Annotated in this window: 12 protein-coding genes; 7 read left to right on the forward strand and 5 right to left on the reverse strand. The window is 62.2% G+C overall.

Features of this window, described 5'->3' with window-relative positions; genetic code table 11:
* Positions 1-8: 8 nt before the first annotated feature.
* The 4 genes from frr to rpsB all read right to left on the reverse strand — a co-directional run bounded on the left by frr (position 9) and on the right by rpsB (position 3,274).
* Complete coding sequence (frr, locus tag LVS58_RS04665) at positions 9-566, reverse strand: ribosome recycling factor (protein WP_003252296.1); 558 nt, start codon at positions 564-566, stop codon at positions 9-11.
* The gene (gene pyrH / locus LVS58_RS04670; RefSeq protein ID WP_003252294.1) at positions 563-1,306 is read right to left on the reverse strand and encodes a UMP kinase; all 744 of its coding nucleotides are present in this window, start codon (positions 1,304-1,306) and stop codon (positions 563-565) included. Before pyrH ends, frr begins: the two co-directional genes overlap by 4 nt.
* A 181-nt stretch (positions 1,307-1,487) precedes the next feature.
* Complete coding sequence (gene tsf / locus LVS58_RS04675) at positions 1,488-2,351, reverse strand: translation elongation factor Ts (protein WP_233690074.1); 864 nt, start codon at positions 2,349-2,351, stop codon at positions 1,488-1,490.
* Positions 2,352-2,536: 185 nt separating this feature from the next.
* A complete protein-coding gene (gene rpsB, locus LVS58_RS04680; RefSeq protein ID WP_003252287.1) occupies positions 2,537-3,274 on the reverse strand; it encodes a 30S ribosomal protein S2 in 738 nt (245 codons plus the stop codon).
* A gap of 346 nt (positions 3,275-3,620) precedes the next feature.
* Between rpsB and map the strand changes: the two genes are divergently transcribed.
* From map to dapC, 3 genes are read left to right on the forward strand one after another with little or no spacing between them, the layout of a single operon-like run.
* Complete coding sequence (gene map / locus LVS58_RS04685) at positions 3,621-4,403, forward strand: type I methionyl aminopeptidase (RefSeq protein ID WP_003252286.1); 783 nt, start codon at positions 3,621-3,623, stop codon at positions 4,401-4,403.
* A gap of 41 nt (positions 4,404-4,444) precedes the next feature.
* The gene (locus LVS58_RS04690) at positions 4,445-7,147 is read left to right on the forward strand and encodes a [protein-PII] uridylyltransferase (RefSeq protein WP_233690075.1); all 2,703 of its coding nucleotides are present in this window, start codon (positions 4,445-4,447) and stop codon (positions 7,145-7,147) included.
* A gap of 30 nt (positions 7,148-7,177) precedes the next feature.
* Complete coding sequence (gene dapC, locus LVS58_RS04695; RefSeq protein ID WP_233690076.1) at positions 7,178-8,374, forward strand: succinyldiaminopimelate transaminase; 1,197 nt, start codon at positions 7,178-7,180, stop codon at positions 8,372-8,374.
* A gap of 110 nt (positions 8,375-8,484) precedes the next feature.
* On the opposite strand, the gene LVS58_RS04700 is transcribed toward dapC, so the two are convergent.
* The gene (locus LVS58_RS04700; protein ID WP_233690077.1) at positions 8,485-10,131 is read right to left on the reverse strand and encodes a Na+/H+ antiporter; all 1,647 of its coding nucleotides are present in this window, start codon (positions 10,129-10,131) and stop codon (positions 8,485-8,487) included.
* Positions 10,132-10,559: 428 nt separating this feature from the next.
* Between LVS58_RS04700 and LVS58_RS04705 the strand changes: the two genes are divergently transcribed.
* The 4 genes from LVS58_RS04705 to LVS58_RS04720 all read left to right on the forward strand — a co-directional run bounded on the left by LVS58_RS04705 (position 10,560) and on the right by LVS58_RS04720 (position 13,666).
* On the forward strand, positions 10,560-10,907 hold the full coding sequence (locus tag LVS58_RS04705; RefSeq protein ID WP_233690078.1) for an ArsC family reductase: 348 nt from the start codon (positions 10,560-10,562) through the stop codon (positions 10,905-10,907).
* Between the two features lie 30 nt (positions 10,908-10,937).
* Positions 10,938-11,972, forward strand: a complete 1,035-nt coding sequence (gene dapD, locus LVS58_RS04710) for a 2,3,4,5-tetrahydropyridine-2,6-dicarboxylate N-succinyltransferase (RefSeq protein WP_233690079.1) — start codon at positions 10,938-10,940, stop codon at positions 11,970-11,972.
* 81 nt (positions 11,973-12,053) lie between these two features.
* Positions 12,054-13,259, forward strand: a complete 1,206-nt coding sequence (locus tag LVS58_RS04715; RefSeq protein ID WP_233690080.1) for a cysteine desulfurase — start codon at positions 12,054-12,056, stop codon at positions 13,257-13,259.
* Positions 13,256-13,666, forward strand: a complete 411-nt coding sequence (locus tag LVS58_RS04720) for a SufE family protein (protein WP_233690081.1) — start codon at positions 13,256-13,258, stop codon at positions 13,664-13,666. The genes LVS58_RS04715 and LVS58_RS04720 overlap by 4 nt, the downstream gene beginning before the upstream one ends.
* Position 13,667 lies beyond the last annotated feature (1 nt).

A 13,667-nucleotide genomic window follows, 5' to 3' on the forward strand; every position in this document is an offset into this window, starting at 1 on the left:
CCCCGGCCTTAGACGGCCATGAGGTCCTTTTCCTTGGCTTTGAAGGCAGCATCGACTTCGGCGACGAACTTGTCGGTCAGCTTCTGGATCTCGTCAGCGGCGCGACGCTCTTCGTCTTCGCTGATTTCCTTGTCCTTGGTCAGCTTCTTCAGGTCAGCCAGGGCGTCGCGGCGCACGTTGCGCACGGCGACCTTGGCATCCTCGGCAACACCGCTGGCCTGCTTGGTGTAGCCCTTGCGGGTTTCCTCGGTCAGGGCCGGCATCGGGACACGGATGGTGGTACCGGCGCTGGACGGGTTAAGGCCCAGATCGGAGGTGAGGATGGCCTTTTCGATGGCAGCGCTGAGGTTCTTGTCGTGTGCGACGATCTTCAGGGTGCGGGCATCTTCGACGGTGATCGCGGCGACCTGGTTCAGCGGCATTTCGCTACCCCAGGCGGTAACCTTGACGCTGTCCAGGATGCTTGGGTGAGCGCGACCGGTGCGGATTGCAGCCAGGTTGCGGGACAGGGCTTCGATGGACTTGCCCATGCGCTCCTGCGCGTCTTTCTTGATGTCGTTGATCATGCTTGGCCTTCCTCGATCAGAGTACCTTCAGCGCCACCCACCACGATGTTCAGCAGGGCGCCAGGCTTGTTCATGTTGAATACCCGCAATGGCATCTTGTGGTCACGGCACAGGCAGATTGCGGTCAGGTCCATCACACCCAGCTTGCGATCCAGAACCTCATCGTAGGTCAGGTGATCGAATTTCTCGGCATGCGGGTCCTTGAATGGATCGGCAGTGTACACGCCATCGACCTTGGTCGCTTTCAGCACCACGTCAGCATCGATTTCGATGGCGCGCAGGCAGGCCGCGGAGTCGGTGGTGAAGAACGGGTTGCCGGTACCGGCGGAGAAAATTACCACATCCCCGGAGTTGAGGTGACGAATAGCTTTGCGGCGATCGTAATGATCGGTGACACCCACCATGGAAATGGCCGACATGACCAGGGCCGGGATGTTCGAGCGCTCCAGCGCATCGCGCATGGCCAGGCCGTTCATCACGGTAGCCAGCATCCCCATGTGGTCACCCGTGACGCGGTCCATGCCGGCTGCGCTGAGCGCGGCGCCGCGGAACAGGTTGCCACCACCGATCACCAGGCCGACCTGGACGCCGATCCCTACCAGCTGGCCAACTTCAAGCGCCATGCGATCCAGCACTTTCGGGTCGATCCCGAAGTCTTCCGAGCCCATCAGGGCCTCGCCGCTAAGTTTGAGCAAAATGCGTTTATAGCGAGGTTGGCGACCACTCACCTGCTGAGCCATTGCGAGTCTCTCCTGCGGCGTACTTTTAGAAAATTCGTGCGGGCTGCTTGCAGCCTGCTAACTGTAGCGTGGCACCGCTTCGGTGCCAGCGAAGAGGGAGTCGTATAAACCCCTCCCCGTTTTGACAAAGAGGCTGCGCGCGTGAGCGGGCAGCCTCTTTGGGGCGACAGACGGGGCTGTCTTACTGCTTGGCAGCAGCTACCTGAGCGGCAACTTCAGCAGCGAAGTCGTCGACTGGCTTCTCGATGCCTTCGCCTACTTTGAAGTAGGTGAAGGAAACGATTTCAGCACCGGCTTTCTTGGCCAGCTCGCCAACCTTGATTTCCGGGTTCATGACGAAGGCTTGCTCTTTCAGCGAGGCTTCGGCCTTGAACTTGGTGATACGACCGTTGATCATGTTCTCAACGATGTTTTCCGGCTTGCCGGCGATCTTGTCGGCGTTCAGCTGCAGGAAGACGTTCTTCTCGCGCTCGATGGCCTCGGCGGAGATTTCCGACGAATCCAGGAACTCAGGGTTCGAAGCTGCAACGTGCATGGCGATGTTCTTCGCCAGCTCAACGTCACCGCCTTTCAGAACGACGACAGCGCCGATCTTGTTGCCGTGCAGGTAGGCACCGACAACGTCACCCTCAACGCGCACCAGGCGACGGATGTTGACGTTCTCGCCGCACTTGGCAACCAGGGCTTCACGAGCAGCTTCACGCGAGGCGATCAGCGGAGCGGCGTCGGTCAGCTTCTGGGCGAAGGCTTCTTCGAGGCTTTCGGCCACGAAGTTCTTGAAGTCGTCTTGCAGGGCCAGGAAGTCGGTCTGCGAGTTCACTTCCAGCAGGACGGCGGATTTGCCGTCGGTCTTGACGGCGATAGCGCCTTCAGCAGCGACGTTGCCAGCCTTCTTGGCGGCCTTGATGGCGCCCGAGGCACGCATGTCGTCAATGGCTTTCTCGATGTCGCCGCCGGCCTTTTCCAGGGCCTTTTTGCAATCCATCATGCCTTCGCCGGTACGCTCGCGCAGTTCTTTTACCAGCGCTGCAGTAATTGCTGCCATTTCAAAATCCTCTTGGAAAGTTTTTCAACCATTCCACCCGTCAATCACGGGCGTTCAATTCTGCAAATCCGCTGTTTTCATTTCAGCAGGCCCATCATGCGGGGGCGATGCTGACAGCAGGATTTCAAGGTGGCAAAAAGGGGGCAAAGCCCCCTTTTTGCGTGCCAAGTAGACGCTAGCGCCTATTACTCAGCAGCAGGTGCAGCCGCTTCTTCAGCGTAAACTTCAGTGCCGCCGGCAACGTTGTTGCGGCCGCGGATGACTGCGTCAGCCATCGAAGTCATGTACAGCTCGATAGCGCGAATGGCGTCATCGTTACCTGGGATGATGTAGTCAACACCTTCCGGGCTGCTGTTGGTATCGACAACGCCGATAACCGGGATACCCAGCTTGTTGGCTTCGGTGATCGCGATGCGCTCGTGATCAACGTCGATAACGAACAGAGCGTCTGGCAGACCGCCCATGTCCTTGATGCCACCCAGGCTGCGATCCAGTTTTTCCAGGTCGCGGGAGCGCATCAGGGCTTCTTTCTTGGTCAGCTTGGCGAAAGTGCCGTCTTCGGCCTGGGTTTCCAGGTCGCGCAGGCGCTTGATCGAAGCACGGATGGTCTTGTAGTTGGTCAGCATGCCGCCCAACCAACGGTGGTCAACGTACGGCGAACCGCAACGAGCTGCTTGCTCGGCGACGATCTTGCCGGCGGAACGCTTGGTGCCGACGAACAGGATCTTGTTCTTGCCCTGGGCCAGGCGCTCTACGAACGACAGAGCGTCGTTGAACATTGGCAGGGTTTTTTCCAGGTTGACGATGTGGATCTTGTTACGCGCGCCGAAAATGTACTTGCCCATTTTCGGGTTCCAGTAACGGGTCTGGTGGCCGAAGTGCACACCGGCCTTCAGCATATCGCGCATGTTGACTTGGGACATGATAGTTCCTTGATAAGTCGGGTTGGGCCTCCACGTATCCCAATGACCAACCCGCGAATTCTGCAACTCGGGGCACCCAGGTCATCGTGTCGACACGTGTGTGGGTTAAGTACTGACGGGGGCGTCCCCGAAAGCGGCGCATTTTATACCACAGACCGCGAGCGAACGAAACCCGGATACTGTTGCGTCCGTCAGCACTTTTTGCAGCACCCCGGCTTTCGCGCCAGAATGCCAGCTGTAGACAACAGCATGGCCGCCTTTATCCCGACCGATCGGCGCCCTGCTCTGCTAGAATCCGGCCTTTCCCGTTTGTTCGCGCCGTGCACGGCGCCGTAGAGAGCCTGTAATGACCGTCACCATCAAGACCGCAGAAGACATCGAGAAGATGCGCATCGCTGGCCGCCTGGCCGCCGAAGTGCTGGAAATGATCGAAGAACACGTCAAGCCCGGTGTCACCACCGAAGAGCTCGACCGCCTGTGCCACGATTATATCGTCAACGTCCAGCAGGCCATCCCGGCACCGCTCAACTACAAGGGCTACCCGAAGTCGATCTGCACCTCGATCAACCATGTGGTCTGCCACGGCATCCCCAACGACAAGCCGCTCAAGGACGGTGACACGCTCAATATCGACGTCACCGTGATCAAGGACGGCTACCACGGTGACACCAGCCGCATGTTCCACGTCGGTAACGTGCCGGTCTGGGCCGAGCGCCTGTCCAAGGTCACCCAGGAATGCATGTACAAGGCCATCGAGCTGGTCAAGCCGGGCTGCCGCCTGGGCGACATCGGTGAAGTGATCCAGAAGCACGCGGAAAAGAACGGTTTCTCGGTAGTACGCGAGTTCTGCGGCCATGGCATCGGCAAGGTGTTCCACGAAGAGCCGCAGATCCTCCACTACGGCCGCGCCGGCACGGGCATGGAGCTGAAGGAAGGCATGACCTTCACCATCGAGCCGATGATCAACCAGGGCAAGGCCGACACCAAGGTGCTGGGCGACGGCTGGACCGCCATCACCAAGGACCGCAAGCTCTCGGCCCAGTGGGAACACACGTTGGTGGTGACCGCGACGGGCTACGAGATCTTCACCCTGCGCAAGGACGACACCATCCCGCGCACTTCGGCCTGACCGCACGCCGACAGGCCACCCCACGACAGGAACGTGACGCGATGCCCCAGGTGGACCCCGAGCTGTTCGACCGTGGTCAGTTCCAGGCGGAACTGGCCCTCAAGGCGAGCCCCATTGCCGCCTTCAAGAAAGCCATTCGCCTGGCCGGCGAGGTGCTCGACAAACGTTTTCGCGCCGGCAGCGACATTCGCCCGCTGATCGAGGCCCGCGCCTGGCTCGTCGACAATATCCTGCAACAGGCGTGGAACCAGTTCGACTGGGGCGACCAGAGCGGCATTGCCCTGGTTGCGGTGGGCGGCTACGGGCGCGGTGAACTGCACCCGCACTCGGACATCGACCTGCTGATTCTGTTGGGCGCTGCCGAGCACGAGCAGTACCGCGACGCCATCGAGCGCTTTCTGACCTTGCTGTGGGACATTGGCCTGGAAGTCGGCCAGAGCGTGCGCACCGTCGACGAGTGCGTCGAACAGGCCCGCGCCGACCTGACGGTAATCACCAACCTGATGGAAAGCCGCACCATCGCCGGCCCCGAGGCCCTGCGCCAGCGCATGCTGGAAGTCACCAGCACCGGGCACATGTGGCCGAGCAAGGAGTTCTTCCTGGCCAAACGTGCCGAACTCAAGGCCCGCCACCACAAGTACAACGATACGGAGTACAACCTCGAACCCAACGTCAAGGGTTCGCCAGGTGGCCTGCGTGACATCCAGACGGTACTGTGGGTGGCCCGCCGCCAGTACGGGACGCTCAACCTGCATGCACTGGCCGGCGAAGGCTTCTTGCTGGAAAGCGAGAATGAACTGCTGGCCTCGTCCCAGGACTTCCTCTGGAAAGTCCGTTATGCCCTGCACATGCTGGCCGGACGCGCCGAAGACCGCCTGCTGTTCGACCACCAGCGCAGCATCGCCACGCTGTTGGGCTACAGCGATGAAAACCCCAAGCGGGCGATCGAACAATTCATGCAGCAGTACTACCGGGTGGTGATGAGCATCAGCCAGCTGTGCGACCTGATCATCCAGCACTTCGAAGAGGTTATCCTCGCCGATGAGGAAAGTGGCAGCACCCAGCCGCTGAACGCGCGGTTCCGGCTGCATGACGGTTATATCGAGGCCGCCCACCCGAACGTGTTCAAGCGCACGCCATTCGCCATGCTGGAAATCTTCGTGCTGATGGCCCAACACCCCGAGATCAAGGGCGTACGTGCCGATACCGTGCGCCTGCTGCGCGAACACCGCCACCTGATCGACGACACGTTCCGCACCGACATCCGCAATACCAGCCTGTTCATCGAGCTGTTCAAGTGCGAAATCGGCATCCACCGCAACCTGCGACGGATGAACCGCTACGGCATTCTCGGCCGTTACCTGCCGGAGTTCGGCCTGATCGTCGGGCAGATGCAGCATGACCTGTTCCACATCTATACGGTCGACGCACACACCCTCAATCTCATCAAGCACCTGCGCAAGCTGCAATACACGCCGGTGTCCGAGAAATTCCCGCTGGCCAGCAAGCTCATGGGGCGCCTGCCCAAACCCGAGCTGATCTACCTGGCCGGCCTGTACCACGACATCGGCAAGGGTCGCCAGGGCGACCATTCGGAAATCGGTGCAGTGGACGCGCAGAAGTTCTGCGAACGGCACCAGTTGCCGGCCTGGGACAGCCGCCTGATCGTCTGGCTGGTGCAGAACCACCTGGTGATGTCGACCACCGCTCAGCGCAAGGACTTGTCCGACCCGCAGGTGATCAACGACTTCGCCCTGCACATGGGCGACGAGACGCGCCTTGACTACCTGTATGTACTGACTGTGGCCGACATCAACGCCACCAACCCCAGCCTGTGGAACTCGTGGCGGGCCAGCCTGCTGCGCCAGCTGTACACCGAAACCAAGCGCGCCCTGCGCCGCGGCCTGGAAAACCCGCTGGACCGTGAAGAGCAGATTCGCCAGACCCAGTCGTCAGCGCTGGATATCCTGGTGCGCGAGGGCACCGACCCGGATGACGTCGAGCAGCTGTGGGCGCAACTGGGCGATGACTATTTCCTCAAGCACACTGCCGCCGACGTGGCCTGGCACACGGATGCGATCCTGCAGCAACCGGCCGATGGCGGGCCGCTGGTGCTGATCAAGGAAACCACCCAGCGCGAGTTCGAAGGCGGCACGCAGATCTTCATCTATGCCCCCGACCAGCACGATTTCTTCGCCGTGACGGTGGCGGCCATGTCGCAGTTGAACCTGAACATCCACGACGCACGAATCATCACGTCGAGCAGCCAGTTCACCCTCGACACCTATATTGTGCTGGACAACGACGGCGGCTCGATTGGCGACAACCCACAGCGGGTCAAGCAGATTCGCGACGGCCTGACAGAAGCGCTGCGCAACCCGGAGGACTACCCGACCATCATCCAGCGCCGGGTGCCGCGCCAGCTCAAACACTTCGACTTCCCGCCGCAAGTGACCATCCTCAACGATGCCCAGCGGCCGGTGACCATCCTCGAAATCACCGCGCCAGACCGCCCGGGCCTGCTGGCTCGGCTGGGGCGGATCTTCCTGGAGTTCGACCTGTCACTGCAAAACGCCAAGATCGCCACGCTCGGCGAGCGGGTAGAAGACGTGTTCTTCATTACCGATGCCGACAACCAGCCGCTGTCAGACCCGCAGCTGTGCAGCCGCCTGCAGGAAGCCATCGTGCAGCAACTGCAGGCCGGCCAAGGCAGCGACACCCATCAGACCCGCGTGACCTTTTAACGATTAGACGATTGACGAGACCTTGCGCCGATGAACCATGCCTTGACCCAGCTTCAGTCATATCCATTCGAAAAGCTTCGCGCCCTGCTGGGCAGCGTGAAGCCTGCGGCAGACAAACGCGCCATCGCCCTGTCGATTGGTGAGCCGAAGCACGAATCGCCGGCGTTCGTCGCCAAGGCCATGGCCGACAACCTCGACAAGCTGGCGGTTTACCCCAGCACCCTGGGTTTGCCAGCCCTGCGCCAGGCCATCGGCCAGTGGTGCGAACAACGCTTTGGCGTGCCAGCCGGCTGGCTGGACGCCGACCGCCACATCCTGCCGGTCAACGGTACCCGGGAAGCGCTGTTCGCCTTCACCCAGGCCGTGGTCAACCGCGCCGATGACGGCCTGGTGATCAGCCCCAACCCGTTCTACCAGATCTACGAAGGCGCAGCGCTGCTGGCCGGTGCCACCCCGCACTACCTGCCATGCCTTGAAGACAACGGTTTCAACCCGGACTTCGACGCCGTACCGGCCGAGGTGTGGAAACGTTGCCAGATCCTGTTCCTGTGCTCGCCGGGCAACCCCACCGGTGCGCTGGTGCCAATGAACACCCTGAAGAAGCTGATTGCCCTGGCTGACGAACACGACTTTGTGATCGCCGCCGACGAGTGCTACAGCGAGCTGTACTTCGACGAGGACGCGCCACCGCCAGGCCTGCTGTCGGCATGCGCCGAGCTTGGCCGTAGCGATTTTGCGCGCTGCGTGGTGTTCCACAGCCTGTCCAAGCGCTCCAACCTGCCTGGGCTGCGCTCGGGCTTCGTCGCGGGCGATGCCCAGATCATCAAGCCGTTTCTGCTGTACCGCACCTACCACGGCTGCGCGATGCCGGTGCAAACCCAGCTGGCCAGCATCGCCGCCTGGCAGGACGAGGCGCATGTGCGCGAAAACCGCGACCAATACCGAGCCAAGTACGATGCCGTGCTGGATATTCTGCAACCGGTACTGGACGTGCAACGGCCGGACGGCAGTTTCTACCTGTGGGCCAAGGTACCGGGCGACGATGCCGAGTTCACCCGTGACCTGTTCGAAGCCCAGCATGTGACCGTGGTACCGGGGTCGTACCTGTCGCGTGAAGTGGATGGGGTGAACCCGGGTGCCGGGCGCGTGCGCATGGCATTGGTTGCACCGCTGGCCGAATGCATCGAGGCGGCCGAGCGGATTCGCACCTTCCTGCAAAACCGCTGATCTGGCAGAGGCCTGTGGGTGCGGGTTTACCCGCGAACACCGGCATACCGCGTTGGATTCTTCGCGGGTGAACCCGCTCCTACAGGGCTGCAACGCAGCCCTTTTGGGGTCTATTTGACTGAACCCAGGTTCGCCTCACTCATATCCAGCTCACCCAGTACTTGCCGCACCACCTCATCCCCCACCAGGTGCTGGCGATGCAGGTTATACAATTCCAGCCGCTGCGCCCTCAGGGCACGTAAGCGCAAGCGCCGCTCCAGCAAGTCCATCTGTTCGGCCAGGGCCTTGGCCTCGGCACTGTCGTTATAACTGTCCAGCTCATCCCGGTATTCAGCCATCAGGCGCGCCTTCAACTCGGTCGCCAAGGTTGCCTGCGCAGCATCCTGCGGGGCGTTGCTGTCAATCACCTCTTCTGCCTCCAAGGCATGAATCGCCGCTTCGGCCGTGCGCCGCCAGGCTTCCTGCACTTCCTGGTGCAAGCGCTCGTCCGGGCTCTTGGTCACCCCGCGCAGTAATACCGGCAGCGCGATGCAGGCGCTGATCAACGACAGCAGTATGACCCCCGCCGCAATGAAGATAAGCAGGTCACGCTCCGGGAAAGCTGTGCCAGCCCCTATCAGCAACGGGATCGACATGACACCCGCCAGGGTGACAGCGCCGCGCACACCACCCAAGGTCAGCAACCAGCAGGAACGCGCCGTAGGCATCAGCACCAGTGCCGGCTTGCCGCGCCAGCGACGTACCACATCGATCGAGCGCCAGATACTCTGGACCCAGATGAACCGCAACAAAATCAGAGCGGCAAAGATAGCCACCACGTCCAGGCAGCGGTAGGCCAATGTCGGCCACAGGGTAGCTTCGTGGCTGACCACAGCCTTGATGATGTCTGGCAACTGCAAGCCCAACAACAGGAAGATCAGGCCATTGAAGGCAAACTCCAGCAACGACCACACACTGCGGTTGAGCAGGCGGGTACTGGTCTGACGCGGCAGCAGGTCGAGCCAGCTCTGCATCATGCCGGCCGCCACCGCCGAGAGAATACCCGAAACGCCCAGGCGCTCGGCCAGCACGTAGGCTGCGAACGGCAGCAGCAACATGAACACCACATGGGTAGCCGGATCGTCCCAGCCCCGGGTGATCATCCACATGCGCAGGCGACCGATCAACCAGCTCAGTACCACGCCCACCGCAAGGCCGCCCAGTGCGACCAACACAAAGCTGAAGCTGGCGTCAGCCAACGAAAACACCCCGGTGATCGCCGCCGCCAAGGCGAACTTGAAGGTTACCAGGCCCGACGCGTCGTTCATCAGCGCCTCGCCCTGCAGCATGTGCATCAGGGGAGTGGGCAGGCGGTCCTGGGCGATGGCCGAAACGGCCACGGCGTCGGTCGGCGAAAGCACTGCGGCCAGGGCGAAGGCCACCGGCAACGGGATGCTCGGCAGCAACCAGTGGATGAAGTAACCGGCGCCGACCACGGTGAACAACACCAGCCCCACGGCCAGCGCCACTACCGGGCCACGAATGCGCCATAACTCACGCTTGGGGATGCGCCAGCCGTCGGCGAACAGCAGCGGAGGCAGGAACAGGAACAGGAACAATTCGGGGTCAAGGGCTACATGCAGGCCCAGCGTCGGCCACGCCAGCAAGGCACCGGCGGCAATCTGTACCAGCGGCAATGGCAGCGGGATCACACGGCCGACCAGCTTCGACAGGCTGACCAGTGTCAGCAGGATGAGGACGGTGTAGGCGGACTGCATCCGGTAAGGCTTCCTTTGTGAACCAGAAACGATAGCAAGGCGAAACATCGCCATTGGAACAATATGTTAGCGGCGACCGACGGTTCGGGGCCGCTGCACGATAGTCGCAGGTGGTGGTTGAATATGTAACATGATGATACTTCGGTTTGATGGTAGGGCCTGGCTTGAGTCTGCAGCGCGCTCCCGGCTTAAGTCATTCAGCGCCTGTGAGATCGAGCGCCGCCCGCGCGGCGCTCGATCTCACAGGCGCTACAAGACTCAAGGCAGGTCTGACCACGCCGCTGCAAGACTCACGGCAGCCCCAACCACGCCCCACCAAAACCCAAGACATGCACACCCGTGGCGCTCCCAGTTACGTTCCCGCATAATCCCGCGACTGACATCGAAAAACGGAGAGATTGGGGCAACCTGTATCCCCAATGTGCACAATGACCTACACGCTCTACGGCATCAAAGCCTGTGACACCATGAAAAAGGCGCGTACCTGGCTCGAAGACAACGCCATCGCCTACGAATTCCATGATTACAAAACCCAAGGCATCGACCGTGACAGCCTGAACCGCTGGTGCGACGAACACGGCTGGGAAGTCATCCTCAACCGTGCCGGCACCACCTTCCGCAAGCTGGACGACGCCAGCAAGGCAGACCTCGACCAGGCCAAGGCCGTCGAGCTGATGCTGGCCCAGCCGTCGATGATCAAACGCCCGGTGCTCGACCTTGGCGCGCGTACCCTGGTGGGCTTCAAGCCCGACCTGTACGCCACTGCCCTGGCCTGAGCCCTACCCTATTTCGCACGAGGTAATCACATGTCCAATACCCTGTTCAGCCTGGCCTTCGGTGTCGGCTCCCAGAACCGCCAGGGCGCCTGGCTGGAAGTGTTCTACGCACAACCGCTGCTCAACCCGAGCGCCGAACTGGTTGCTGCAGTAGCCCCTGTTCTCGGTTACGAAGGTGGCAACCAGGCCATCGCCTTCAGCAACGCCCAGGCCGCACAACTGGCCGAAGCCCTGAAAGGCGTGGACGCTGCCCAGGCCGCCCTGCTGACCCGCCTGGCAGAGAGCCACAAGCCGCTGGTCGCCACCCTGCTGGCCGAAGACGCCGCACTGAGCTCGACCCCAGAGGCCTACCTCAAGCTGCACCTGCTGTCGCACCGCCTGGTCAAGCCGCATGGCGTGAGCCTGGCCGGCATCTTCCCGCTGCTGCCGAACGTGGCCTGGACCAACCAGGGCGCAGTCGACCTGGGCGAACTGGCCGAACTGCAACTGGAAGCACGCCTGAAGGGCGAACTGCTGGAAGTGTTCTCGGTGGACAAGTTCCCGAAAATGACCGACTACGTGGTCCCGGCCGGCGTGCGTATCGCCGACACCGCCCGTGTGCGCCTGGGCGCCTACATCGGCGAAGGCACCACCATCATGCACGAAGGCTTCGTCAACTTTAATGCGGGCACCGAAGGCCCAGGCATGATCGAAGGCCGCGTGTCCGCTGGCGTATTCGTTGGCAAGGGCTCGGACCTGGGCGGCGGCTGCTCGACCATGGGCACTCTGTCCGGTGGCGGCAACATCGTCATCAAGGTTGGCGAGGGCTGCCTGATCGGCGCCAACGCCGGTATCGGTATTCCGTTGGGCGACCGCAACACCGTCGAAGCCGGCCTGTACATCACCGCGGGCACCAAGGTGAACCTGCTGGACGAGAAAAACGAGCTGGTCAAAGTGGTCAAGGCCCGCGACCTGGCTGGCCAGACCGACCTGCTGTTCCGTCGCAACTCGCTGAACGGCGCGGTGGAGTGCAAGACCCACAAGTCGGCCATCGAGCTGAACGAAGCGCTGCACGCTCACAACTGAGAACCTCGCCGGGTTTGAGGTGTTAAGATCGGGTCTGGCGCCAATGCACCAGACCCGATTTTCATTCCAGGCCTCGCAAACATGTTCCAGCCCTCTCCCTGGCGTGCCGACTTCCCCGCCATCGCCGCCCTGCAACGGCAGCACCAGACCTATCTGGACAGCGCCGCCACCACCCAGAAGCCGCAAGCCCTGCTCGATGCCCTGAGCCATTACTACGGCCATGGCGCAGCCAACGTGCACCGTGCCCAGCATTTGCCGGGTGCGCTGGCGACCCAGGCCTTCGAAACCAGCCGCGACAAGGTCGCCGCATGGCTCAATGCCGCAGACTCACGGCAGGTCGTGTTCACCCACGGCGCCACCTCGGCGCTGAACTTGCTGGCCTATGGCCTGGAACACCGCTTCGAGGCCGGTGACGAGATTGCCGTCAGCGCCCTGGAGCACCATGCCAATCTGCTGCCGTGGCAACAGCTGGCGCACCGGCGCAACCTGCGCCTGGTGGTGCTGCCGCTGAATGCCGATGGTTGTATCGACCAGGACCAGGCACTGCAACTGATAGGCCCGCGCACCCGGGTGCTCGCCGTCAGCCAGCTGTCCAACGTGCTGGGTACGTGGCAGCCGCTGCCAGCGCTGCTGGCCCATGCCCGCGCCCAGGGCGCGTTGACTGTGGTCGATGGTGCCCAAGGCGTGGTGCATGGTCGCCATGACGTGCAGCAACTGGGCTGCGACTTCTATGTGTTTTCCAGCCACAAGCTATACGGTCCGGACGGCGTCGGCGTGCTCTATGGCCGCAGCCAGGCCCTGGCGCTGTTACGCCATTGGCAGTTCGGTGGCGAGATGGTGCAGCTGGCCGAGTACCACAGCGCCAGCTTCCGTCCCGCCCCCCTGGGCTTCGAAGCGGGTACGCCGCCGATTGCCGGTGTGATCGGCCTGGGTGCAACGCTGGACTATCTGGCCAGCCTCGATGCCCATGCGGTCTCAGCGCATGAAGCCAGCCTGCACCAGCACCTGCTGCGTGGCCTGGGCGACCGCGAGGGTGTGCGGGTGTTGGGCGCACCGCAGACGGCCCTGGCCAGCTTCGTCATCGAGGGCGTGCACAACGCCGATATCGCTCATCTGCTGACGGAACAGGGCATTGCCGTGCGTGCCGGTCACCACTGTGCCATGCCATTGCTGAAGGGGCTGGGGCTGGAGGGCGCGATACGGGTCTCGCTGGGTTTGTACAACGACAGCGATGACTTGCAGCGTTTCTTCGACGCGCTGGACCAAGGCCTGGAGCTGTTGCGATGAGCCTGCCGGAACAGGCGCACCAAGCACTGGAAGCGTTTCAACAGGGCAAAGGCTGGGAACAGCGTGCGCGGCTGCTGATGCAGTGGGGTGACCGCCTGGAGCCGCTGGCAGACGCAGAAAAGACCGAGGCCAACCGGGTGCATGGCTGCGAGAGCCAGGTGTGGCTGGTGGCCGAGCAGAGCGAGGGCGTGTGGCGGTTCAAGGCCAGCAGCGATGCCCGCTTGTTGCGTGGGCTGCTGGCGCTGTTGCTGGTGCGGGTGCAGGGACTGGCCAGTGAGGAGCTGGCCGGGATTGATCTGCGCGAGTGGTTTACCCAGCTCGGGCTGGAACGCCAATTGTCGCCGTCGCGCAGCAATGGGCTGCATGCGGTGTTGCAGCGGATGGCGGAGATGGCGTCCAATCGCTGAA

The organism is Pseudomonas sp. JR33AA, assembly GCF_021378985.1.
Lineage (GTDB): Bacteria > Pseudomonadota > Gammaproteobacteria > Pseudomonadales > Pseudomonadaceae > Aquipseudomonas > Aquipseudomonas alloputida.